The sequence below is a fragment of the Blautia sp. 210820-DFI.6.14 genome (assembly GCF_020558815.1).
GTDB lineage: Bacteria > Bacillota > Clostridia > Lachnospirales > Lachnospiraceae > Blautia_A > Blautia_A obeum.
The window spans coordinates 84,204-108,930 of sequence record NZ_JAJCKS010000009.1; the positions used below are offsets into that span (position 1 = coordinate 84,204).

Below are 24,727 nucleotides of genomic sequence, written 5' to 3' on the forward strand. Positions count from 1 at the left end.
TGCTGTTTTGATCGAAAGTGTACAGCAGGTCTTTTTATGGATTGAATGTTTAACAGATCACAATGATCTGAATTGGAGGTTTTTACTGGATCGGCTCGAAGTCTACGGCACCGTGTTTACACAACGGGCAGATGATATCTTCCGGAAGTTCATCACCTTCGTAGATATATCCGCAGACCTTGCAGACAAAGCCTTTCTTTCCTTCTGTCTGTGGTTTTGGTTTGACATTGTTCTGGTAATAGGTGTAGGTCATGGTCTCCTGGTCACTCATGACACGAGCTTCGGTGACACTGCAAATGAACATGCCGTGGGTTCCGAGGTCAACATACTGTTCTACTTTGAGAGACATGAATGCGTTGATGTATTTGTCAAGGAATACAAGTCCGTTACCGGAACGGTTGATTTTTTGACCTTCAAATTTATCTACAGTTCTGCCGGACTGGAAACCGAACCTTTCAAAAACAGAGAACGGTGCTTCCACGGACAGACAGTTTACATTCAGGACACCTGTCTGCTGGATTACGTGGTGAGAGTAATTGGCTTTGTTGATGTTAACTGCTACACGGTACGGATTATCGGTCAGCTGAGTAACAGTATTTACGATCAGTCCGTTGTCACGTTTTCCATCGTTGGAGGTTACAACATAGAGACCGTATCCAATACGGAAAAGTGCAGACATATCATTTTTGTTTGCAAGAGTATCGCTTTTGGCAATGTATTCTTTGCAGAGTTCATCAGTCATTGCCTCAATTTCTTTTCTGTTTTCTTCTTTTACAGCAGACCAGATGTGAACGTTGTTCTTTAACCAGTCGATCTTTTTACATGGAGCCATCATTTCCTTTATTACTTTTGCAGCAAGAGGAGCCCAGGAGCCGTTTTCGATGATTCCTACGGTGCGGTTCTGGAAGTTATGTTCCACAAGTCTGGTGATAAAGTCATTCATAAATGGATAAATGCTCGCGTTGTAAGTGGTAGTAGCAAGAATCAGTTTGGAATAACGGAAAGCATCACTGATGGCCAGGGACATATCATCTCTTGCGAGGTCATAGACAAGAACTCTCGGGCATCCTTTGGATCTGAGCTTTTCTGCAAGGAGATATACAGCATCTCTGGTGTGACCGTAAACAGAAGTGTAGGCGATCACGATTCCGTCTGTTTCCGGCGTGTAGGAAGACCAGGTGTCATAAAGTCCGATATAATGGCCAAGGTCTTCGGTAAGGACCGGGCCGTGAAGCGGACAGATCTTCTGGATATCAAGGGTTGCAGCAATTTTGAGAAGTGCCTGTACCTGTTTTCCGTATTTTCCTACGATACCGATGAAATAGCGTCTTGCTTCGTCATCCCACGGTTCTTCTGCATCGAGAGCACCGAATTTGCCGAAACCGTCAGCAGAAAAGAGAACTTTTTCTGTGCTGTCATAAGTTACCATAACTTCCGGCCAGTGTACCATCGGGGCAAAAACAAAAGTCAGCTGATGATATCCAAGAGAAAGTGTGCCGCCGTTTTCTACTTCGATCCTGCGATCAGTGAGATCCAGCTCAAAGAAATTCTGGATCATGTTGAATGCTTTTTGATTGGAAACAACAGTAGTGTTCGGATAAATTTTGAGGAAATTTGCAACGTTTGCTGCATGGTCCGGTTCCATATGCTGCACGATCAGGTAATCCGGAGTCCGTCCGTTCAGGATCTGCTGGATATGGTCCAGCCATTCATGAGTAAAGTTGGCATCTACGGTGTCCATAACCGCAATTTTATCATCCAGGATTACATAGGAATTGTAAGACATTCCGTTTGGAACTTTGTACTGTCCTTCAAAAAGGTCAATCTGGTGATCATTTACACCTGCATAGCGGATCGTATCTGTAATCTTCATATTTCGCATCCTCCAATTCATTATAAATTTCATTCTTGAAAAAATGGTTTCATATCCGTATCTTTGTTAAAAAGATAACAGAATGATCACGATAATTCTGTTGCAAAAGTCACAAAAATCAATTTTATTGAGAAAATACGTGCTATAATAATGAGAAACAATGAAGAAAATGAGGAGAAGAGATATGGAGCATATCACACTGTTTACAGATATTCTTCCCGAAGAACAGGAAAGAATGCGTGTCTGTTTTCATGCAAGAGAGATGACATTCCGGAATGGAGAAACGATTATGGAATATTCCAGTTCCATGAAAAAAATCGGGTTGATTCTTTATGGTCGGGCGGTTCTTAACTGCTGTGATGCGGAAGGAAATCAACACATTATTGATGAATTGAATAAGGATGCAGTTTTTGGGGAGCCGTTTCTTCTTCCTACAGATTCGCAGCATTATTATGTTTGTGCAACGGAGGAAACCAGAGTTATGTTTATAGATTACGAACATGTTATCAAACGCTGTGAGCAGGCGTGCCATCATCACAGTCAGATGGTCAGCAACCTTCTTCAGCTTACCGCAATTCAGTCCAGACAGCAGAATGAACGGATCTATATGCTTTCCAGATCCAGTACACGGAAGAAATTAATGGCTTATCTGAACGCACTCTCTACAGAAAAACACAGCAAAGATCTTAAGTTACCTATGTCCTATACTGCACTGGCACAGTATTTAAGTGTCGATCGCAGTGCGATGACGAGAGAACTTAAGAATCTGGAAGAAGAGGGAATAATAAAGAAAAGCGGAAAACAGATCCACATAATTTGATATAGTCTGAGCCAGTAGGGTATACTGAACATAATGTGATTTATGGGGAAGGTATGGAAATGGAACAGGATAAAACAGGAAGAAGCAAAATGCTCAGATTATTGCTTCTGTTTCTGATACCGGGGATTATTATCCAGAAGACATGGAAAAGCAGCAAGAATGCCGAGGGCATTCTTGAATTATTCGGACGTTTCTTCCAGAAAATCATACGCGAATTGTGCATACATAGCCGCTCCGCGTTTGAGAACGGATTCGTCTACTGTGTAGTGATCGTTGTGATTTTTGGCGGTGATACCGAGATCCCTATTCTGGCTTCCAACAAGGCCGAAGACTCCTGGAACTTTTTCCATATAGTAGGCAAAATCCTCGCTGATCATCATTTTAGGGAATGGCTTCAGGGAGTCTGTACCGTACATTTTGGTAGCTGCATTTCTTGCAATCCGGACGAGATCTTCGTGGTCATTGATGATCGGCGCAGGAAAATATTCAAATGTAAGGGTAGCCTTTGCACCCATGGAATCCGCTGTATTTTCTATGATTCTGCGGAGTAAAGGTTCTGTTTTTTGGCGCATTTTTGGGGAATGTGTACGGGTAGTTCCCTCCATGACAACTTTGTCTGCCAGGATATTGAAACGTTGTCCGCCGTTGATGGTTCCAACGGTAATGACCAGTGGGTTGAGCGGGTCATTCATACGGGAAACAACAGTCTGAATTTCGGTGATGATATGAGCAGCAGCCAGAATGGCATCGACACCCTGATGAGGTGTGGATCCATGGGCAGATTTTCCCTCTACTTCAATGCGGAAATTATCACAGCTGGCCATACGCGGACCGGATTCAAAATTCATATAAGGAGCATCCAGATCACCCCAGATGTGGACTCCGTAAATGGCATTTACATCATCCAGAAAACCATGCTCTACATAATACTGCGCACCATGGCAGGATTCTTCAGCAGCCTGGAAAATAATCTTTACATTGCCTTTTAATTGTTCTTTCTGTGCCATCAGCAGTCGGATGCCGCCAAGGAGCATTGCAATATGGCAATCGTGTCCACAGGCATGCATGACGCCAGGATTCTGGCTGCAGAAAGAAAGACCGGTATGTTCCTCAACCGGTAATGCATCAATATCTGCACGCAGTGCAATGGTCTTACTGTTCGGGGTAGATTTTCCACCTTTGATCATTGTCCAGAGACCGTTGTAATCCGGGTAATAGTGAGGAATAAGTCCCATCTCCTTCAGACGATTTCCGATTTCATGGGTGGTATTTCTTTCTTCAAAAGAAAGCTCCGGATGTGCGTGAAAATAACGTCGCTGTTCGATGATCCAGGATTCATTTTGTTCTGCCATATCTCTAAAGTTCATGGTGATTTCCTTTCTGTTTTATCTATATAAATACAAAACTCCTGTTTGCAATAACTTCTTTGGAATGCTATGATAAAGTCATAAATCATTATAAAAATAAACAGCAGAAAACGCAACAGGGAGATAAAAAAATGGAATTTTGGGATATTTATGATAAAGATAAGAAGCCGACAGGACGCACTATGAAACGTAACGACTGGTGTCTGAAAGATGGAGAATACCATCTGACAGTGCTTGGCGTAGTTGCACGTCCGGATGGAACTTTTCTGATTACCAAACGTGTTATGACCAAGGCATGGGCACCGGGCTGCTGGGAGGTTTCCGGTGGTGCTGCGCAGGCAGGAGAAGAGTCTTATGAGGCGGTTCTTCGAGAGGTAAAAGAAGAGACCGGACTGGATGTCAGAAATGCAGAAGGCGGCTATCTGTTTACTTATAAACGTGAGAATCCGGGTGAGGGAGATAATTATTTTGTGGATGTGTATCGCTTCGTCATGGATATCGATGACAAAGATCTGAAGCTGCAGACAGAAGAAACAGATGGATATATGTTTGCAACTCTGGAGCAGATCAAAGGATTTGCGGCAGAAGACAAATTTCTTCATTATGAAAGCATTAAAAAGGTTTTTGAATTCTGAGTGAGCTTACACATTTTTCAGGACAAAACTGTTTTTATGGTAATCCAGCAGTCCGTCCTGTTTCATCTTAGCCAGTTCTTTGGACAGGGCGCTCCTGTCAAGGCTGAGATAGTCAGCAAGCTGCTGACGGTTCAGGGGAATATCGATATAGCGGCTGCCCTGTAATTCGGCCTGATGGGAAAGATAAGAGAGCAGGCGGTCACGGATCTTCTTGGAGGATGTGTGGAGAATACGGCGAGAGAGCAGCAGGTTTTTGCGTGCACTGATCATGGTAAGATTGCGGATCAGCACAGAGTATTCTCCTTTACCGGAAGAGGCAAGTTGGAATAGTCTGGGAACATTTAGAAAGAGAATCTCGCAGTCTTCTAAGGCGATAACATCAACCATCATGGGTTCTCCGGGAATACAGGCATATGCTTCGGCAAAAACTTCTCCGGCCTGGGCAAGGCTGATGATATTTTTGTTTCCCCAGAGGTCATTATTTTCAATCTGAACAACACCGTGCAAAACGATTCCGATATCAGATACAGGAGTTCCGGCGTGATAAACCGGAACTCCTTTTTTATATGCTTTTGTGAAAAATTGCATACCGGACAGTAGCTTTTCTGTTTCGACAGGGGAACAGCCCTGGAAGAGTGCTGTGTCAGAAATCAGTATATAGTTTAATCCGTTGCTTTTTTTATAATTCATAAAAATCTCCATTTTAATTTGTTTGTGGTTATAACCACATATTTTTTGCCTTTATTTTAGTATCCTGCGGATGTAAGGTCAAGGCATGAAAAAATAGAAAAATACAAAACAGGAGGTTATTTATGATAAGAAGAATTATTCAGATAGACGAAGAAAAATGTAACGGATGTGGAGCGTGTGCAGCAGCCTGCCACGAAAGCGCGATTGGTATGGTGGATGGTAAAGCGAAACTTCTGCGTGACGATTACTGCGATGGACTGGGAGACTGCCTGCCGGCATGCCCGACAGGAGCTATTACTTTTGTGGAGAGAGAAGCGGCAGCTTATGATGAGGCGGCAGTAATAAGAAATCAGCGTTCTCTCCAACAGTGGCCGGTACAGATTAAGCTTGTTCCAACAAGTGCACCATATTTTGATGGTGCGAAACTTCTGATCGCAGCAGATTGTACGGCTTATGCATATGCCAGTTTCCATGAGGATTTTAAGAATGAAAAAATCGTTCTTGTGGGCTGTCCGAAACTGGATTCTGTAGATTACAGTGAGAAGTTAGAAGAAATCATCCGTAGTAATAATATTACAGAGGTAACGATCGTACGTATGGAAGTTCCATGCTGCGGCGGTCTGGAAATGGCAGCAAAAAGAGCTCTGCAGAACAGTGGAAAATTTATTCCATGGCAGGTAGCAACGATTTCTGTAGACGGAAAAATTCTGTAAGCAAAAGACTTCAGAAGTGCTTCGGAATGTTGTCTTTCCACAAAAACAAGACTGTAAATAGGCATTGCTAATTTCGACCAAATCTCGTATAATGTGACATAGAAAAGGACATTGTATGGAGGGATTTCAATGGGAAAGACCGTGACGATCTGTTTTACCAATAATAAAGGCGGAAGTGGCAAATCTACCACCTGTTCGAACTTAGGTGCAGCGATGGCTCGTGCCGGAAAGAAAGTACTACTGGTGGATGGCGATATGCAGCTGAATCTGTCTCTGGCATTTTTTCCAGAGGACTGGGTACTGGAGCATGCACAGGGAGAAAAGAACCTTTATCATGCAATTGGCAAGCAGGAGGATCTGACCGATTATATCGTGCATACACCGTATGAGAATCTGGATCTGGTTCCGTCATCTACGCTGATGAGTTCGATTGAATATGAACTTTTTACCAAGTGGCAGAGAGAGTTTATCCTTCGGAAATGCCTGCAGAAGATTAAAGATTCAGAAGTTTATGATTACATCCTGATCGATGCACCGCCGACATTGGGCGGTTGGGTCATGAACATTCTGTGCGCTTCGGACAAGGTGATCATCCCGGTAGAAGCGAGCCCGTGGGGGATGTTTGGTCTTGCAAATATGTTCGAATTTCTGAATGAAGTAAAGCAGATTTCGCCAGACCTCGAGGTTGCCGGAATTGCAGTAACCAAGGTAGATACCCGTAAGAACTACTTCAAACAGACAATGGAAACACTGCATCAGCTGGAGAGTATTTACGTATTTGAGCATGTGATCCGTGTGGACAGTTCTGTGGAATGGTCTCAGGATAACAGCATCCCGGTTGTAGAATACAAGAAATCCAGCAGAAGTGCAAAAGAATATACAGAGTTGGCAGAGGAGGTAATGAATCGTGTCAGTAGGTAAAGACAGCATCCTGCGTGCAGCAAATGCAGATGCAAAAAAAACAGAAGTAAAGGCAGAAACAAAACCAGCAGAGGAAGTAAAAGCACCGGCTAAAGCCGAAGCAGCTCCGGCAGCTAAGAAAGCTCCGGCAAAGAAAACAGCAGCAAAGAAGACTGCTACTGTGAAAAAGACAACTACAGCTAAGAAAACAACAAAAAAAGCTCCGGTGAAGAAAACAGTGAAGACATCTGTTCTTACACCACAGAATTCTGAAGAACTGGAGAAGGCATTTGTGAAGGGTGAACAGCCGGAGAAAGTGAATGGACCGGTTCATATCAAAGACGAGCTTCCGGTTTATCTTCTGTAATCAGAAGTCCCTTTTTATCGGAATTTACTGGATGGATATTCTGAATAAGTATAAACAAAAATCTGGTCATACAGGAAATCTTTTGTGATTCCTGCAGACCAGATTTTTTGTGCAGTTTTCCTTTTATAATAACTGGCTTATTCAGCAGAAACAGCTGCATCCTGTACTCGTTCATTTTCTTTGAAGATATGTCTGAAGATAAAACGAACGATCGGTCCGGCATAGATGAGCTGCCAGAAAAATGCCGTCGGGAAGTTCATAGCTGTCGTCTGAAGCCATACAGCGATGAACTGACTTCCTGCATTCTTAAACAGGATTGTAGCAGCAAGGCTCATCAGTGGACACATAAATGCCACAGATGGTACAGAAATAGCAAGAATTTTACTGAATGGATGACAATTTCTGAAATCTACCATACGTGCTGCACACATAAATGCAAGTTTAGATACGATGAAAAAGTCAAGAATGAAAGCAATCGGTCCCATGATGATAAGTTCATGGAATGCAGAAAGGAATACTTCGTTTGACATTCCACCGATGTTCAGTGAGATGTTGTAGCAGATCATGGCATAAACCATGAAAAATACCATAATAATTGTAAAAATTACTTCCTGAAATTTGTTTTTGGGCATAAAAAAAATTCTCCTTGTTCTAATTAATGATAACTACAGGTTACTGTTTGCGTAAGTTACAAGAGCATGTGTTGTTCGTTAATCATTCCAAGGGGAATGTACGTTTCCAATTAAACCATATTCAATTTTTTGCGTTGATTATATTATCACAGAGATTTTAGAATGTCAACTGTAAATTTTGTTCTGCTTTATATAAAAAGTCTGTCCACAAATTGTGCCACATCTTGTATTCTGCAAATAATAAATTATATAATATTAATGGTTAAATGATCCGGCGCGTATGAGAATGAAAAAGCACCCATATGATTGCTGACTTTGATGGTCAACAATTATATGGGTGTTTTCGTTTGTTCAGATATAGGTAAAAATCAGATTCTGTTATTTTGCAGGTCATTAATGATCTGATCAACCAGTTCTGTTGCTTTTTCAGTAGAACAGTAACTGGCTGGATTCATATGCTCCAGATAGTCACGAAAAATACTGACCAGGCAGGTTTCCTCTATGTTCAGTACAATGATCTGCCCGGTGTTATTTCTGAAAACCATACTTCCCATAGTCCCGCGAATACAGAGGTGAAGGTTGTGGGGCAGATGGCTTAAAGGTTTCTGAAGGAATCGATAGACACCGGTTTCGCAGCATTGGCGAACGCCATTCAAAATCTCAATACGTTGTTCCACAGTTAAAGGGTGATAGAAAATCTCAGGGATTTCATCTGTGAGTCCGGTTTTTGCAAACTGCAGAAGTCCTTCCCGAGTAGAATAGATCAGAAACTGCTCATTCTGGATTTTAACCATATTCATCTGAAAAGCCTGCTCTGCTGCCGCAAGGATAGCATCTGCCTGCGGAAGATCATAATTAAATATTTCATGTAAGAGGTTTCCGGTAAAAAAAGGTGTCAGACATGGTTCAGGCTGAATACCGATCAAATCATTCTGGTCATAGAAGGTATCAAACATGCTGTCAATAACTGCCTTGTGATTTTCGGGAGTAAGAGGAGCAGGTCTGAAAAAAAGACTGCACTGTTCTTTGTAGGATATAAACTGATTCCATAAAAGCTGTACGACATCAGGAGATTTGATGAATATGCCATTCTGATAATCGGAACTGCAGAGGATAGCAGCATCAGATGTCAGAATCATACAAGGAAAAAGATTAAAATTGTAATAATGTGACTGAATTCTGTCGTAATAATACCAGAGGGAATAATTCAGTCCAGCCATATATAAAGGAAAAATTTCACGAAGATATTTCAAATTGATCAGCTGGTGATCTTTGGTAAAGGCATATTCGGTTCCAACACAGAAGATGTGGTCAATCTTCAGCGATGCAGATGCATGCAGACTGGCGAGGAGACTGAAAAGAAATTTATAATCCGGTTGAATGAACATGGCAATTTTGCCATCTGCATGAACGGATTCAGAAAGTATCATCTGATGTACATAATAGTCGATATGCTGCTGAGAGACCAGTGAAATACAGTCAGTCTGGCACTGCTCAGATACAGGATCCGGTGAGAAAGAACTTCCTGTGATATCGGTGGCAGGTTGATCCGGAAACTGACAGATAAAATTTTCCACACTCTTTCGAGTGTAATATGTATCGGGTCCAACCTGAGTGATCTCCAGTGTTTCTTTCAGAAAGTTGTATTCTATAGGTGTCAGATGCATGAACTGTGTCATCTTTTCAAAAACTTCAGAAGATGGCGGGTTCCGTTTTCCATTGAGGATTTTGTACATGGTAGAACGATCCAGATTACAATATTTTGCCAGAGAAAAGACTTTTATATTTTTGTGTTCGATATAACGGGTAAGTGTATCAGAAAAAACAGACATATAAACTCCTTACAACAAATTTCATATATTTTAGAAAGAGAAAGGCAGGAATGATCACTCATCCCAGCCTTCGTAGAATCTGATATTTACGGAAATATTTCGTACAATATCTCCATCTTCCAGTTCCAGATCATCTTCATCAGAAACCGGAGGCAGCTGACAGTCATCTTCATCAAGCTCCAGAGAAATCCAGTTATAAGCAGCTTCGTTGGCTTCTTCTATAGCTTCATCCAGAGTTTCACCTTCACCGTAGCATTCAGCCAGATCCGGGAAAAAGCCTTTGTAAGTTCCCCTGTCTGTTTTGCGGAAAACCGCAGGATAAATAAATTTCATAATCTATATACTCCTTTGTATACACTGTTTGAGTAACAGCTGTAATCTTTCTAGTTCTTTAGTATACCATATTCTGCAAAGTTTAAAAGAGGAAATCCTGCATTCTGAGTGGAAAAAAGTATGCAATTTTTATATAATAGAGGATAACAGAAAAAGATTTCACAGCCTGCGAAAAACAGGCCTGTACATACAGAGGAGAAAAAATTGAGCATCAGATTAATTGCAAGTGATCTTGACGGGACTTTGTTGACAGATTGTAAGGAATTATCACCAAAAACAAGAGAGGTACTGGATCTGGCAGTACAGCATGGAATATATATTGTACCGGCAACGGGCAGATCTTTTCATTCCATACCGGAAATGATCCGAAATTATCCGGGAGTGGAGTATGTGATCACGGCTAATGGAGGTGCTGTTTATTCGGTAAGAGAAGGAAAAAGAGTCTATCAGTGTCTCCTGGAAAAAGAGTCGGTGGAAGCTGCTATTGCAGTGCGAAAAAGAGAAAATATGGTCCTAGAAGTGGTGATTGACGGAGTGCCTTATGCAGAAGAGGCATATGTTAAAGATCCGATGCAATATCTGGCGACAGAGTATGGTGCGAAATACATTAAAGCTACCAGAAAGCCAGTAAAAGATATCTGCAGATTTGCACAGAAACATGCAGAAGAGCTGGACAGTATTTCTTTTGTTTGTCGTTATGAGGACAAAGAACGACTGTATACTTCGCTAGACAAAGAAATCCCCAATATCTATGTAACTTCATCTGTGCCAAATCTGATGGAAGTCGGACATATAGATGCAGGAAAGGGAAAGACGCTTCTGTGGCTTTTGAAAAAATTGGAGATTTCAACAGAGGAAGCAATGGCTTTTGGAGATGCGGATAATGATATCAGTATGCTGACGTCTGTAAAATATGGAATGGCGATGGGAAATGGCACAGAAAACTGCAGAAAAGCAGCCCCTTATGTGACAGATACGAATGAAAAGGATGGTGTGGCGAAGGGAATTTTGAGGTTTCTATCAGAAGTAGAATAGACTTTGCAGGCGGAGAATAGTGATGAAAATGTAAAATTTGTCTGACACTATTGACAATGACAAAAAAACATGATATTTTATAAAAAATTTAATTTAGCTAATTAAACCGTTGAAGCGGAGATAAAAGCAGTTATGCGCGCACAGAGAGTCCGGGAGGGTGAGAGCCGGGTGGAAATGCAGGTTGCTAAATGGACCGCTGAGGGCACAGGGAAAGGCTTTTGCTTAGTATTCTGTGACGTAAGGCATACGTCAGTTGCCGGGAATATGCAGGTATTCCGCAAAGTGCACGGGTCGTTCCGTGAATCAAGGTGGCATCGCGGGTGAATTTTAACGCTCGTCCTTGACAGAAGCAGGATTCTGTCATGGGCGGGCTTTTTTATTATGACAGTTAAGGGAGTGCCTTTGGCACGGAACAACTGTCTTTCATTTTTTCAGAATCAGAAAAGGAGGTAAGATCCATGTATCCTACGATAGAAGACATCAGAAAAATTGCAGCAAAAGGACAGTACAAAAGAGTTCCGGTCTGCCGGGAAGTATATGCGGACAGATATACACCGGTGGAAGTTATGAGAACTTTAAGAAAGGCAAGCAGACATTGTTATCTGCTCGAAAGTGCCAGCCAGACAGAAGTCTGGGGACGTTATTCTTTTCTTGGATATGAGCCGACCATGGAGATTACCTGCACGGACGGAACAATGAAAATCCGCCGGACGGAAGGTGTAGATCAGGGAGAGATCACAAAGCAGGTTGTGCATCCGGGAGACGCTTTACGAGAGATTCTGAAAGAATATAAGAGCCCGGTGATGGAAGATATGCCACCGTTTACCGGCGGTCTGGTCGGATATTTTTCCTACGATTACATTAAATACAGCGAGCCGAAATTAAAGTTAGGCGAGCACGAAGATCCGGATTTCAGAGACATGGACCTAATGCTTTTTGACCAGGTGATCGCCTTTGACCACTACAGACAGAAGGTGCTTCTGATTACTGGAGTCATGCTGGAGGACCTAGAAGCTTCCTACCAGAAGGCAGAGAAAAAACTGCAGGAAATGGCAGATCTGATACGAAACGGTGAAAAAGAAGAATTTCCGCCATTAGAGCTTGAATCAGAGATAAAACCACAGTTCCCAAAAGAAAAGTATTGTGAAATGGTAGAAAAGGCAAAGCATTATATTCATGAAGGGGATATTTTTCAGGTGGTGCTTTCCAACCCGATGAGAGCAAAAGCCGAGGGTAGCCTGTTTGATACTTACAGGGTTCTGAGGGCAACCAATCCGTCTCCGTATATGTTCTATTTTTCCAGTGATGATATCGAAATTGCAGGTGCTTCCCCGGAAACACTTGTCAAGCTGGAAGACAAAAAACTGACTACTTTTCCACTGGCAGGAACAAGACCGAGAGGCAAGACAAAGCAGGAAGATCAGGAACTGGAAGAGGGACTTCTGAAAGACGAAAAGGAACTTGCAGAACACAATATGCTGGTGGATCTTGGGCGAAATGACATCGGAAGAATCAGCAGGATCGGAACGGTAGAAGTAGAAAAATATATGAGTGTGGAACACTTTTCACAGGTAATGCATATTGGTTCTACGGTTGCCGGAGAGCTTCGAGAAGATAAAGATGCGGTAGATGCCGTGGACTCTATTTTACCGGCAGGAACGCTTTCCGGAGCACCGAAATTCAGGGCATGTCAGATTATTGAAGAACTGGAGCAGAGTAAACGAGGAATATATGGTGGAGCGATCGGATATCTTGATTTTGCGGGAAATCTGGATACCTGTATTGCAATCCGCCTGGTATATAAGAAAAATGGTGAGATCTGTATCCGCTCCGGTGCAGGAATCGTGGCAGACAGTGTTCCGGAAAAAGAGTTTGACGAGTGCTGCAACAAAGCAAGAGCCGTAGTTCTGGCAATCGAAAAGTCACAGGAGGGATTGGAATGATCGTACTGATTGATAATTATGACAGTTTTTCTTATAACGTATATCAGTTGATCGGTTCTGTAGAACCTGATATAAAAGTTGTTCGAAACGATGAATATACAGTCAAAGAAATTGAAGCAATGAGACCGGAAGCCCTGATCATTTCACCGGGCCCCGGAAAACCGTCAGATGCAGGAATCTGCATAGAGGCAATCAGATATTTTGTAGGAAGACTTCCGATTCTTGGGATCTGTCTGGGACATCAGGCAATCTGTGAGGCTTTTGGCGGAGAAGTTTCTTATGCGAAAGAGCTGATGCATGGAAAGAAAAAAACGATTTATACGGTAGGAAAGAGCAGGATTTTTGAGGGACTGGGAGACAGCTTTCAGGCAGCCAGATATCATTCACTGGCAGCATTAAAAGATAAATTGCCGGATGTACTTAAGGTTACGGCAGAGGCAGAAGATGGCGAGATTATGGCGGTAGAACATACAGAATATCCAATTTATGGAGTACAGTTTCATCCAGAATCTGTTATGACGCCGGATGGAAAAAAGATGATAGAAAATTTTATAAATGTTGTAAGAGCATAGACAAGGAGAAAACTAAAATGATCAAAGAAGCAATCATAAAACTTTCCCAAAAAGAAGATCTGACATATCAGGAAGCAGAAAGCGTTATGGACGAAATTATGAGTGGACAGGCAACACCGGTTCAGATGTCTTCTTATCTCACGGCACTTTCCATGAAGGGAGAAACGATTGATGAGATTACTGCTTCAGCAGCAGGAATGAGAGCACATTGTATCAAACTACTGCATGATCTGGATGTTCTAGAAATCGTTGGAACCGGCGGTGACGGAGCCAATTCTTTTAATATTTCGACGACTTCTTCTCTGGTGATCGCTGCAGGAGGAATATCGGTTGCAAAGCATGGAAATCGTGCCGCATCATCTAAAAGTGGGGCAGCAGATGTCCTTGAGGCACTTGGGGTAAATATTACAATTCCACCGGAAAAGAGTGCTGAACTCCTGAAAAAAATTAATATCTGTTTCCTGTTTGCACAGAATTATCACATTGCTATGAAGTATGTAGCACCAATCCGTAAAGAACTTGGAATCCGTACTGTGTTTAATATTCTTGGACCTTTAAGTAATCCGGCAGGAGCAAATATGGAACTTATGGGTGTGTTTGATCAGACGCTTGTAGAGCCACTTGCGCAGGTTATGGCAAAGCTTGGCGTGACAAAAGGAATGGTTGTTTTCGGACAGGATAAACTGGATGAGATTTCTATGAGTGCCCCAACTTCTGTATGCGAGATCAAGGATGGCTGGTTCCAGTCTTATGAGATCACGCCGGAGCAGTTTGGATATGAGAGATGCAGTAAAGATGATCTGGTAGGTGGTACACCGGCAGAAAATGCAGAGATTACAAAGAAGATTCTGAAAGGTGAAGAAAGGGGACCGAAGCGTCAGGCAGTCTGCCTCAATGCAGGAGCGGCTCTGTATATCGCCGGTAAAGCAGAATCTATAGAAAAAGGTGTACGAATGGCAGAAGAGCTGATCGACAGTGGAGCAGCTTTAAGAAAATTAGAGGAGTTCATCACCTGCTCCAATGCTTAAGTGTTATAATAAAAAAGTCAGTGTATTAAATAAGAATATGAGATACCTGGACTTTATAAAGAAAAGAGAATTCAAAGATGAACATATTAAATGAGATTGCCGAAAAAACAAGGGAACGTATCGAGAAAGACAAAATAGAAATGCCAAGAGAAGACCTGATCCGTGAGATTCAGCAAAAAAAGGTACAGATGCTGCTGAATCCGCTGATCCAGTCGGAGACAGCAAAAACACCGCACAGTTTTTATCAGGCACTGAAAAAACCTGGAATGTCCTATATCTGTGAGGTCAAAAAAGCATCCCCGTCCAAGGGCCTGATCGCACCGGATTTTCCGTATCTGGAGATTGCAAAAGAGTACAAATCCGCCGGTGCATCCGCAATTTCCTGTCTGACAGAGCCATTTTATTTCCAGGGTTCTGACCAGTATTTATGGGAAATCGCATCAGAAGTTGATATTCCGGTGCTGCGAAAAGATTTCGTCATTGATGACTATATGATTCTGCAGGCAGCAGCTTATGGAGCGGCTGCCGTACTTCTGATCTGTGCATTGCTCGATGATAAACAGCTTCGCGAATACCGCGAAATGGCAGAAGAGCTTGGCATGGATGCTCTGGTGGAAGCACATGATGCAGAGGAAGTTGAGCGGGCATTAAAGAGCGGTGCAAGGATTATCGGAGTCAATAACCGTGACCTCAGAACTTTCGAGGTGGATATGGCAAACAGTATCAATCTTCGCAAACTTGCACCGGAGAATGTGATCTTTGTTTCAGAGAGCGGCATCCGCACATCAGAGGATATCCAAAGACTGCATGACAACAAGATCGAGGCTGTGCTGGTCGGAGAAACACTGATGCGAAGCCCGGACAAAAAAGCAGCACTGGAAGAATTAAATGGAGCACCGTTGACTGAGGATTGAGAAACAGAGAGATGCAGAAAATGACAGACGGGAATGATAGCGGGACTAAGATAAAAATATGCGGACTAAGGCGCAGGGAAGATATCCTTGCAGTCAATGAAGCGAAGCCGGATTACTGTGGATTTATCATAGAATTTCCCAGTAGTTTCCGGAGTGTAACGGCAGATGAAGTGAGAGAACTTGTGAAGGAACTGGATCCTGAGATCCGGCCGGTCGGAGTATTTGTGAATGCTCCAATGGAACTGGTAAGAACACTTCTGGATGACGGAACACTTGCACTTGCACAGCTTCACGGACAGGAAGATGAGTCCTATATCAGAGAATTAAAAACATATACAGACAAGCTGATCATCAAGGCTTTTTCCATAAAAACAGCCGAAGATATCGAGAAAGCACTGCAAAGCCCGACAGATTACATCCTGTTGGATCAGGGCGGCGGAGGAACGGGAAAGACTTTTGACTGGTCCTTGATCCCTGAGATCCAGAGACCGTTTTTCCTTGCAGGAGGGATCGGAGCCTCCAACCTGGGGCAGGCGATCCGGGAAATTCACCCTTATGCGGTGGATCTGAGCAGCAGTGTGGAGACTGAAAAGCGGAAAGATCCGATGAAGATCCGGCAGGTTGTGGATATTGTAAGAGAAATAAAAATAATAAATTAGAGAGAAATAAGGTGTTTTGAAAAGAAACACAGAGGAGGATATAAATGTCAAAAGGAAGATTTGGAATACATGGAGGGCAGTACATTCCGGAGACACTGATGAATGCAGTGCTGGAACTGGAAGAAGCATATAATCATTACAAAGATGATCCGGAATTCAACCGCGAACTGACAGATTTACTGAACAATTATGCAGGTCGTCCGTCACGTCTGTACTACGCAGCACACATGACAGAAGACCTCGGTGGAGCAAAAGTTTATCTGAAACGTGAGGATCTGAATCATACCGGAGCACACAAGATCAACAACGTTCTGGGACAGGTTTTACTTGCCAAAAAGATGGGAAAAACGCGTGTTATCGCAGAGACCGGAGCTGGACAGCACGGTGTTGCGACAGCGACAGCAGCCGCTCTTATGGGCATGGAATGTGAAGTCTTCATGGGTAAAGAAGATACCGAACGTCAGGCACTGAACGTATACAGAATGCGTCTTCTGGGAGCCAAAGTACATGCCGTTACATCTGGAACTGCAACCCTGAAAGATGCCGTTTCTGAGACGATGAGAGAGTGGACAAACCGTATTTCCGATACACATTATGTGCTCGGATCTGTCATGGGACCGCACCCATTTCCGACAATTGTTCGTGATTTCCAGGCAGTTATTTCCAAGGAGATCAAAGAACAGATTCTGGAAAAAGAAGGAAAACTTCCGGATGCAGTACTTGCCTGTGTTGGCGGTGGTTCCAATGCAATCGGAACTTTCTACAACTTTATTGAGGACGAGGGAGTTCGCCTGATTGGTTGTGAGGCAGCTGGACGCGGTGTCAATACTGTTGAGACTGCAGCAACGATCGCAACCGGAAAACTTGGTATTTTCCACGGTATGAAGTCTTATTTCTGCCAGGATGAGTATGGTCAGATCGCACCGGTTTATTCCATCTCCGCCGGTCTGGATTACCCGGGTGTTGGACCGGAACATGCACATCTTTATGATATCGGCCGAGCAGAATATGTGCCGGTAACAGACGACGAAGCAGTAGATGCATTTGAATATCTGTCAAGAACAGAAGGTATTATTCCGGCAATCGAGAGTGCTCATGCAGTTGCCTACGCGAGAAAGATCGTACCGCAGATGCGCAAAGATCAGATTGTAGTTATCACCATTTCCGGACGAGGAGACAAGGACTGTGCAGCAATTGCACGTTACAGAGGGGAGGATATCCATGAATAAGAAAATTACAGAAGCATTTGCAAAGGGAAAAGCATTTATCCCGTTTGTTACCTGCGGGGATCCGTCCCTTGATGTTACCGAAAAAATTGTTTATGCGATGGAAGAAGCAGGTGCAGATCTGATCGAACTTGGTATTCCATTTTCTGATCCGACAGCAGAAGGACCTGTTATCCAGGGTGCAAACCTGCGTGCTCTGTCCGGTGGAGTTACCACAGATAAAGTCTTTGATATGGTAGAAAAAATCCGCAAAAACAGTTCCATCCCGATGGTATTTATGACCTATGCGAATGTTGTTTTTTCTTATGGAATCGAGCGTTTTTGCAAGAGAGCAGCAGAGGTTGGAATGGATGGAATGATCCTTCCGGATGTTCCTTTTGAAGAAAAAGAAGAGTTCGCATTTGTTGCAGAGAAGTATGGACTGGATCTGATCTCTTTGATCGCACCGACTTCTCATGAGAGAATTTCAATGATCGCAAAAGAAGCAGAAGGTTTTGTTTACTGTGTATCTTCACTTGGAGTTACCGGTATGCGAAGTCAGATCACGACGGATATTGGAGCTATGGTGGAACTGGTTAAGGCACAGAAAGATATTCCATGTGCGGTAGGATTTGGTATTTCTACACCAGAGCAGGCAAAGAAAATGGCTGCTCAGGCAGATGGTGTTATTGTAGGGTCTGCGATCGTGAAGCTGTGTGAGGCGTATGGGGCGGAGTGCGTGCCGCATGTTGCGGAGTATGTGAAATCTATGAAGGATGCGATTAGATAGATAAAGGATTCCCGGTGGCGAGGAAATTAAATGGAACTTCAGTGTGATGTGAGCCTCCGTGAGTTATCAACTGAACATGGTTCAATTCAAAAATTCTAAAGTATCAGGAAGTACAGAACTTTGCTAAAAGCGATACAGAAAAGTGCTGAACTCGCGTAAACGCTCAGACAGCAGCATTTTCTGTATCAACGCAAAAACCTGTACGTTCCGATACTTGGACGAATTTTTTCAGGCGAACCAGATTCAGTTGACAACCACTGGAGACTCTTTCACCTGAAGTTTTTTTATTTCTCTGTTCACCGTACTTTATCTGGGAGAGTGTGGTGGATGCCGGAGTTAGCCAGGACAGTGCAGAGCGTGTTCGGATGTTTCTTACTATGGCAATATACAGGAAGTTAGGTATTCATGTGCAGGGACAGGAAATGTCTGCGAGGCTTTCGTTATGACGTGCAGGCAAGCTGCCGGCACCAAGCCCATTGTTTGAGGCGGAGCCGAGTTTGGGCGGCTGGCGGCAAATAGGCGCATGCACGGAATAGAAAACGCAGCATTATTTAATGTCCCTGCATATGACATACCTGCTTCCGTTATATTTCATTTCGTGTTATGATATATGTTAATTGAAACATTACCAAGAATGATTGCATGAGAGGAGCTGTGACATGGAATTCCAGCATGAACTGGTGATCCCGGATGAGGGACTGCCATTTAAATTTTTCCTGTTTGAGGGAAGTCAGGGAAATTATGTGAGAGAAAAACACTGGCATACATCTATAGAAATATTCGCCGTGATGGAAGGCTCTCTTACATTCTATTTAAATGATGAGAAATATCCACTCAAAGCAGGGGAGCTGATGATCATCAACTCCAACGAAGTACATTCGATAGATTCCCCTGAGGAAAATCATACAGCAGTCCTTCAGATTCCACTGAAACAGTTTGAGGACTATTTTACCGCGCATCGTTTTATCCGATTTGCAGCAAATGAGCAGGAGACGGATTCACAGCTCTGGCGGTTGATACGGGAAATGTATAAATTATACGGCAAGCGAGGAAGCGGGTATGAGTTTAAGATTCGTTCCTTTTATTATGATGTATTGTATCTGCTGGTCAATCATTACCGTCTGGATGAGGCGGGAGAGCAGGAAGTGCGCCACAGCCGCCGTCTGGATGCGCTTGCAAGAATTACTTCCTATATGAGAGAGCATTATCAGGAAGAACTCAAACTGACTGAAGTGGCGAATATGTTTGGTTATTCCGATGCATATTTATCCAGAATGTTTCAGAAATATGCAAATGTCAATTTTAAGACGTATCTGCAGGATATTCGTATGACCTATGCGTATCGGGAACTTCTGAATTCTGATAAGACGATCAGCCAGATTGCAATGGATAACGGATTTAGCAGCAGTCGTGCATTTACAAGAGAATTCCAGAAACGATATGGTATTTTGCCAAGTGAAGTTGAAAGAGAAAAATAAAGAATAAAAATACAAAAACAGGCGAATCAGAAACGCCTGTTTTTTATGTGTTTATCAAACTGTTTATGAAATTGGAAAAATACAAAGGTCAAAAAAGTGCACTAAAGAGGACAAAAAAACTGGCGAAAGGAAAAGGACTTCATGATATGATGTTTTCAACATAAAAATAAAGGAGGTAACTTCAGGTGAGGATTCAGAATGTAGCAGATGACGCGTTCCGTAGATATGGTAAAGTACTGGAGGGGTATGATTTTACGGAACTCCTGAAGGAAATGAAGCATACTCCGGTGCCGGAGGATGTAACTTATGTTCCTTCCGTAGAAGAAATGGAAGCACTGCCGGTTGCAAAAGAACTGCAGAACAAAGGATATGGCGGTCTGCCGATCGAAATCGGATATTGCAACGGACATAATAAGAAATTAAATGGTCTGGAATACCACCGCAGCTCCGAAATCAATGTTGCAGTGACAGACCTGGTATTGCTGATCGGACATCAGCAGGATGTAGAAAAGGATTTTACATATGACACATCCAAAGTAGAGGCGTTTCTTGTTCCGGCAGGTACAGCAATTGAAGTATATGCAACAACACTTCATTATGCACCGTGTCATGTAAATGAAAGTGGTTTCCAGTGTGTTGTAGTTCTCCCGAAAGGAACAAACACAGAACTGACTTTTGAAAAAGCAGCAGAAGGAGAGGACAAGCTCCTTACCGCTAAAAATAAATGGCTGATCGGTCACGAAGAAGCAGCTATCGAAGGTGCATTCAACGGACTGAAGGGTGAGAATGTCGGAATCGATTAAAAAGGTCGGAATCGACTGATCGTGAACTAAGAAACGAAACATAAAATATCTACTATATAATATGGAGGAATTTTTATCATGAATAACATGCCAGAAGTAAAAGTTGGAATCGTTGCTGTAAGCCGTGACTGTTTCCCGGAAAGCCTTTCCGTAAACAGAAGAAAAGCTCTTGTAGAAGCTTATGCTAAAAAATATGATGCAAAAGACATCTACGAATGTCCAATCTGTATCGTAGAGAGTGAAATTCATATGGTTCAGGCTCTGGAAGATATCAAAAAAGCAGGATGTAATGCACTTTGTGTATATCTTGGAAACTTCGGACCGGAAATCTCCGAGACACTTCTTGCAAAACATTTCGATGGACCTAAAATGTTCATCGCTGCAGCAGAAGAAACACAGAATGACCTTTGCCAGGGACGTGGGGATGCTTACTGTGGTATGCTGAATGCAAGCTACAACCTGCAGCTTCGTAATGTAAAGGCTTATATTCCGGAATACCCGGTTGGCGATGCAGAAGACTGTGCAGATATGATCCATGACTTCCTTCCGATCGCAAGAGCAGTTGAAGGTTTAAGCAACCTTAAGATCATCAGCTTTGGACCACGTCCGACAAACTTCCTTGCTTGTAACGCTCCGATCAAACAGCTTTACAACCTTGGTGTGGAAATCGAAGAAAACTCTGAACTGGATCTGTTTGAAGCATTCAACAAACATGAAGGTGATGAAAGAATTCCGGAAATCGTTAAAGAAATGGAAGAAGAGCTTGGTGCCGGAAACAAGAAACCGGAGGTTCTTTCAAAACTTGCTCAGTATGAACTGACCCTGAAAGACTGGGTAAGAGATCACAGAGGATATCGTAAATACGTAACCCTGACAGGAAAATGCTGGCCGGCATTCCAGACACAGTTCGGATTCGTTCCTTGCTATGTAAACAGCCGTCTGACATCCCAGGGCATCCCGGTATCCTGTGAAGTTGATATCTATGGTACATTAAGTGAGTTCATCGGACAGGTAGTAAGCAACGATATCGTTACACTGCTTGATATCAACAACTCCGTACCGAAGGATATGTACAAAGAATCCATCGAAGGAAAATTCAATTATACACTGAAAGATACATTCATGGGATTCCATTGTGGAAATACTGCTTCCAGCAAACTTTCCTTCTGTGAGATGAAATATCAGATGATCATGGCAAGATCCCTTCCAATCGAAGTTACAAACGGAACTCTGGAGGGAGATATCAAACCTGGAGATATCACATTCTATCGTCTGCAGAGCACAGCTGATAACAAACTTCGTGCTTACATTGCACACGGCGAGGTTCTTCCGGTTGCAACTCGTTCCTTTGGAGCAATTGGTGTATTCGCTATTCCGGAAATGGGACGTTTCTATCGTCACGTACTTATCGAGGGAGGATTCCCGCATCATGGAGCAGTAGCATTCGGACACTTTGGAAAAGCTCTCTTCGAAGTATTCAAATATATCGGCGTTCCGGTTGAAGAAATCGGTTACAATCAGCCGGCAGGCGTAAGATACCCAACAGAAAATCCTTGGGGCTAAATTTTAAATAAAAAATAAAATAAAACCAATACAGGCATCCCGGGAGTTTTCCTGGGATGTCGTGGTAAGGAGGAAATATGTACTATATCGGCGTTGACCTTGGTACTTCCGCAGTAAAACTTCTTCTGATGGAAGAATCAGGAAAAATCTGTAATATCGTATCAAAAGAATATCCACTGTTTTTCCCACATCCGGGCTGGTCAGAACAGAATCCGGAAGACTGGTTTACCCAGAGTGTTGAGGGAATGAAAGAATTGACCGAAGGAATTGACCGCTCTCAGGTAGCCGGAATCGGCTTCGGTGGACAGATGCATGGACTGGTAACACTGGATAAAGATGACAATGTCATCCGCCCGGCGATCCTCTGGAATGATGGACGTTCCCAGAAAGAAACAGAATATCTGAACAACGAAATTGGAAAAGATAAATTATCTCAGTATACAGCAAATATCGCTTTTGCTGGATTTACAGCACCAAAGATCCTGTGGATGAAAAAAAATGAGCCAGAGAAATTTGCAAAGATCGCAAAGATCATGCTTCCGAAAGACTACCTTGCATACAGACTTTCCGGATCCTTCTGCACAGATGTTTCTGATGCATCCGGAATGCTGCTTCTGGACGTAAAGAATCGCTGCTGGTCTAAAGAAATGATGGAAATCTGTGATGTAAAAGAAGAACAGCTCCCGAAGTTGTATGAGAGCTGGGAAGTTGTTGGAACATTGAAACCGGAAGTTGCAAAGGAACTTGGTTTCTCCGCAGATGTCAAAGTCGTAGCAGGAGCAGGTGACAATGCGGCAGCAGCAGTCGGAACAGGAACCGTTGGTGACGGACAGTGTAATATTTCTCTTGGAACCTCCGGAACCATCTTCATCTCAAGCAAAAATTTCGGTGTTGATGAAAATAATGCACTGCATTCTTTCTGTCATGCAGATGGAAGCTATCATCTGATGGGCTGCATGCTGAGTGCAGCATCCTGTAATAAATGGTGGGCAGAAGAAATTCTTCAGACAAAGGATTTTGCAGCAGAACAGGCTCCGATTCAGAAACTTGGTGAAAATAATGTATTCTTCCTTCCATATCTGATGGGAGAAAGATCTCCACATAACAACCCTGATGCAAGAGGTGTCTTCTTCGGAATGTCTATGGATACCACAAGAGCAGATATGACACAGGCCGTTCTGGAAGGTGTTGCATTTGGACTTCGCGATTCACTGGAAGTTGCACGTAAACTTGGAATCAAAATTGACCGTACCAAGATCTGCGGCGGCGGCGCAAAGAGCCCGCTGTGGAAGAAGATCATTGCAAATGTTATGAACCTTAAGGTTGATGTCCTTGAAGTAGAAGAAGGACCGTCCATGGGTGGTGCAATGCTTGCTGCTGTAGGATGCGGAGCTTATCCGGATGTTGAAACCATCGGAAAGAAGATGGCTCATGTAGTTGATACTGTAGAGCCGGAAGAAGAACTTGTGGCGAAGTACGAAGAGAAGTATCAGAAGTTTAAGAAACTGTATCCGACCCTTAAACCTCTTTTTTAAGGTACTTCCTTAAGAATCGTCAATGATTTTGGCAAATAAGAAAACCCTGAGGGGGACTATCTCACAGTTGCGAAGGCCGAAAGTCCCCCTCAGACTCCCCCTGTTTGGCCACGCTAAGAGCAAGTAAGAATAGGAAAATGTAGTTTACTGGGATTAGCTAAATATCTTTTAATAGTTTGTCAGTAGAATGATAAAATGCCAGGAGATCTTCCCCATGTGAGAGAGAAGAGTCCTGGTATTTTTCTATTTATTTCATATTTGATGTACAAAGAGAGATATATATCTTTTAGCCCAGGGGTTGCAAGGGGACTGGTCAAGTCCCATTGCGGTTTCTGTATATTGTCAAATAAAAACAGAGTCTTAGGGCAATAGCCCTGATAGAAAGAAATGTCAATGCAAATTGACGGGTCCAAGGGAAGTCCCCTTATGTTTATTTATTCACAAAGGAAAATTTTCGAAAATTTGTCAACATCATATTTGTGTAAAAAATATACAAAATTAAAAATCAATTTTTTGTACTTTTGTTAAAAGAAAAGAAAAAAATTGACAATTTCTTGACAACCAAGAGCGTTTATGATACTATTTTCTCATCAAGTTAATAAAGTCTCTGGTAACTGGCGGAGTAGTGGAAATCACCACATGGGAATCAGAGATTTGCAGAGCCGACCGTCTGGGCAGTATTTGAGAAATTCTCAGATACTGCTTTTTTTAACCGGAAGAATGTTCTGGATGGGGATAATGACAGATGCCCGGGATATTCGAATATGTGCAGAGGGTATATGGTTAGAAAGGGACGTGGCGCTTACAATGAAAGGAGACAATTATGGGATTCAAAAGTGACATCGAAATTGCACAGGAGTGCGAAATGCTGCCAATCACAAAGATTGCGGAAAAAGCAGGTATTGATGACAAATATCTGGAACAGTACGGAAAATACAAAGCAAAAATTGATTACAATCTCCTGAAAGAGAGTGACAAGAAAGATGGTAAGCTGATCCTTATGACAGCAATCAACCCGACACCGGCCGGTGAAGGAAAGA

The 24,727-nt window shown here is 42.8% G+C and carries 24 protein-coding genes and 1 riboswitch; of the genes, 18 read left to right on the plus strand and 6 right to left on the minus strand.

The window, feature by feature from the left end:
* Window positions 1-82: 82 nt before the first annotated feature.
* Window positions 83-1,873 carry a flavin reductase gene (locus LI112_RS09120; RefSeq protein ID WP_227190600.1) on the minus strand — a complete coding sequence of 597 codons (1,791 nt, stop codon included), beginning with the start codon at window positions 1,871-1,873 and terminating at the stop codon, window positions 83-85.
* 184 nt (window positions 1,874-2,057) lie between these two features.
* On the opposite strand from LI112_RS09120, the gene LI112_RS09125 reads away from it, so the two are divergent.
* Window positions 2,058-2,693, plus strand: coding sequence for a Crp/Fnr family transcriptional regulator (locus tag LI112_RS09125; RefSeq protein WP_195967823.1), 636 nt, complete (start codon window positions 2,058-2,060; stop codon window positions 2,691-2,693).
* A 179-nt stretch (window positions 2,694-2,872) separates the two neighbouring features.
* Here LI112_RS09125 and LI112_RS09130 read toward each other — a convergent pair whose 3' ends face one another.
* Window positions 2,873-4,060, minus strand: a complete 1,188-nt coding sequence (locus LI112_RS09130) for a M20 family metallopeptidase (RefSeq protein ID WP_227190601.1) — start codon at window positions 4,058-4,060, stop codon at window positions 2,873-2,875.
* Window positions 4,061-4,191: 131 nt separating this feature from the next.
* On the opposite strand from LI112_RS09130, the gene LI112_RS09135 reads away from it, so the two are divergent.
* A complete protein-coding gene (locus LI112_RS09135; RefSeq protein ID WP_005424235.1) occupies window positions 4,192-4,695 on the plus strand; it encodes an NUDIX domain-containing protein in 504 nt (167 codons plus the stop codon).
* A gap of 6 nt (window positions 4,696-4,701) precedes the next feature.
* Here the strand turns inward: LI112_RS09135 and LI112_RS09140 are convergent, their stop codons facing one another.
* The gene (locus tag LI112_RS09140) at window positions 4,702-5,385 is read right to left on the minus strand and encodes a Crp/Fnr family transcriptional regulator (protein WP_227190602.1); all 684 of its coding nucleotides are present in this window, start codon (window positions 5,383-5,385) and stop codon (window positions 4,702-4,704) included.
* A gap of 122 nt (window positions 5,386-5,507) precedes the next feature.
* Between LI112_RS09140 and LI112_RS09145 the strand changes: the two genes are divergently transcribed.
* From LI112_RS09145 to LI112_RS09155, 3 genes are all read left to right on the plus strand, one after another.
* A complete protein-coding gene (locus LI112_RS09145; protein ID WP_227190603.1) occupies window positions 5,508-6,098 on the plus strand; it encodes an ATP-binding protein in 591 nt (196 codons plus the stop codon).
* Between the two features lie 129 nt (window positions 6,099-6,227).
* Window positions 6,228-7,019: a ParA family protein gene (locus LI112_RS09150; protein WP_173899027.1), complete on the plus strand. Its 792-nt coding sequence runs from the start codon at window positions 6,228-6,230 to the stop codon at window positions 7,017-7,019.
* A complete protein-coding gene (locus LI112_RS09155; protein WP_179978755.1) occupies window positions 7,006-7,365 on the plus strand; it encodes a hypothetical protein in 360 nt (119 codons plus the stop codon). The genes LI112_RS09150 and LI112_RS09155 overlap by 14 nt, the downstream gene beginning before the upstream one ends.
* Before the next feature lie 137 nt (window positions 7,366-7,502).
* Here LI112_RS09155 and LI112_RS09160 read toward each other — a convergent pair whose 3' ends face one another.
* The 3 genes from LI112_RS09160 to LI112_RS09170 form a co-directional block, all read right to left on the minus strand.
* Window positions 7,503-7,997: a DUF2798 domain-containing protein gene (locus tag LI112_RS09160; RefSeq protein ID WP_055055728.1), complete on the minus strand. Its 495-nt coding sequence runs from the start codon at window positions 7,995-7,997 to the stop codon at window positions 7,503-7,505.
* 368 nt (window positions 7,998-8,365) lie between these two features.
* The gene (locus LI112_RS09165; protein ID WP_055055727.1) at window positions 8,366-9,829 is read right to left on the minus strand and encodes a helix-turn-helix transcriptional regulator; all 1,464 of its coding nucleotides are present in this window, start codon (window positions 9,827-9,829) and stop codon (window positions 8,366-8,368) included.
* Window positions 9,830-9,883: 54 nt separating this feature from the next.
* Window positions 9,884-10,162 (minus strand): type II toxin-antitoxin system HicB family antitoxin, encoded by a 279-nt coding sequence (locus LI112_RS09170; protein ID WP_005424246.1) that lies wholly within the window; start codon window positions 10,160-10,162, stop codon window positions 9,884-9,886.
* 204 nt (window positions 10,163-10,366) lie between these two features.
* Here LI112_RS09170 and LI112_RS09175 point away from each other — a divergent pair, with 204 nt between their 5' ends.
* The 13 genes from LI112_RS09175 to LI112_RS09235 all read left to right on the plus strand — a co-directional run.
* On the plus strand, window positions 10,367-11,197 hold the full coding sequence (locus LI112_RS09175; RefSeq protein WP_227190604.1) for an HAD family hydrolase: 831 nt from the start codon (window positions 10,367-10,369) through the stop codon (window positions 11,195-11,197).
* 458 nt (window positions 11,198-11,655) lie between these two features.
* Window positions 11,656-13,140 (plus strand): anthranilate synthase component I, encoded by a 1,485-nt coding sequence (trpE, locus tag LI112_RS09180; protein WP_227190605.1) that lies wholly within the window; start codon window positions 11,656-11,658, stop codon window positions 13,138-13,140.
* Window positions 13,137-13,712 carry an aminodeoxychorismate/anthranilate synthase component II gene (locus tag LI112_RS09185; RefSeq protein ID WP_005424252.1) on the plus strand — a complete coding sequence of 192 codons (576 nt, stop codon included), beginning with the start codon at window positions 13,137-13,139 and terminating at the stop codon, window positions 13,710-13,712. Before trpE ends, LI112_RS09185 begins: the two co-directional genes overlap by 4 nt.
* 17 nt (window positions 13,713-13,729) lie before the next feature.
* A complete protein-coding gene (gene trpD, locus LI112_RS09190; protein ID WP_005424253.1) occupies window positions 13,730-14,740 on the plus strand; it encodes an anthranilate phosphoribosyltransferase in 1,011 nt (336 codons plus the stop codon).
* A gap of 77 nt (window positions 14,741-14,817) precedes the next feature.
* The gene (gene trpC, locus LI112_RS09195) at window positions 14,818-15,654 is read left to right on the plus strand and encodes an indole-3-glycerol phosphate synthase TrpC (RefSeq protein WP_055066165.1); all 837 of its coding nucleotides are present in this window, start codon (window positions 14,818-14,820) and stop codon (window positions 15,652-15,654) included.
* 20 nt (window positions 15,655-15,674) lie between these two features.
* Window positions 15,675-16,313, plus strand: coding sequence for a phosphoribosylanthranilate isomerase (locus LI112_RS09200; RefSeq protein WP_118051440.1), 639 nt, complete (start codon window positions 15,675-15,677; stop codon window positions 16,311-16,313).
* 44 nt (window positions 16,314-16,357) lie between these two features.
* Entirely contained in the window at window positions 16,358-17,542 is a 1,185-nt protein-coding gene (gene trpB / locus LI112_RS09205) for a tryptophan synthase subunit beta (RefSeq protein WP_227190606.1), read from the plus strand.
* On the plus strand, window positions 17,535-18,308 hold the full coding sequence (gene trpA / locus LI112_RS09210) for a tryptophan synthase subunit alpha (RefSeq protein WP_227190607.1): 774 nt from the start codon (window positions 17,535-17,537) through the stop codon (window positions 18,306-18,308). The genes trpB and trpA overlap by 8 nt, the downstream gene beginning before the upstream one ends.
* Window positions 18,309-18,967: 659 nt before the next feature.
* Window positions 18,968-19,786, plus strand: coding sequence for an AraC family transcriptional regulator (locus LI112_RS09215; protein ID WP_227190608.1), 819 nt, complete (start codon window positions 18,968-18,970; stop codon window positions 19,784-19,786).
* Between the two features lie 185 nt (window positions 19,787-19,971).
* On the plus strand, window positions 19,972-20,589 hold the full coding sequence (locus LI112_RS09220) for a DUF4867 family protein (protein ID WP_044925444.1): 618 nt from the start codon (window positions 19,972-19,974) through the stop codon (window positions 20,587-20,589).
* Between the two features lie 78 nt (window positions 20,590-20,667).
* Window positions 20,668-22,152, plus strand: a complete 1,485-nt coding sequence (locus tag LI112_RS09225; protein ID WP_118197877.1) for an L-fucose/L-arabinose isomerase family protein — start codon at window positions 20,668-20,670, stop codon at window positions 22,150-22,152.
* A gap of 77 nt (window positions 22,153-22,229) precedes the next feature.
* A complete protein-coding gene (xylB, locus tag LI112_RS09230; protein ID WP_117628565.1) occupies window positions 22,230-23,687 on the plus strand; it encodes a xylulokinase in 1,458 nt (485 codons plus the stop codon).
* Window positions 23,688-24,287: 600 nt separating this feature from the next.
* Window positions 24,288-24,370: riboswitch (ZMP/ZTP riboswitch) on the plus strand.
* Window positions 24,371-24,510: 140 nt separating this feature from the next.
* A partial coding sequence (locus LI112_RS09235) for a formate--tetrahydrofolate ligase (protein WP_227190609.1) occupies window positions 24,511-24,727 on the plus strand: 217 nt, incomplete at its 3' end.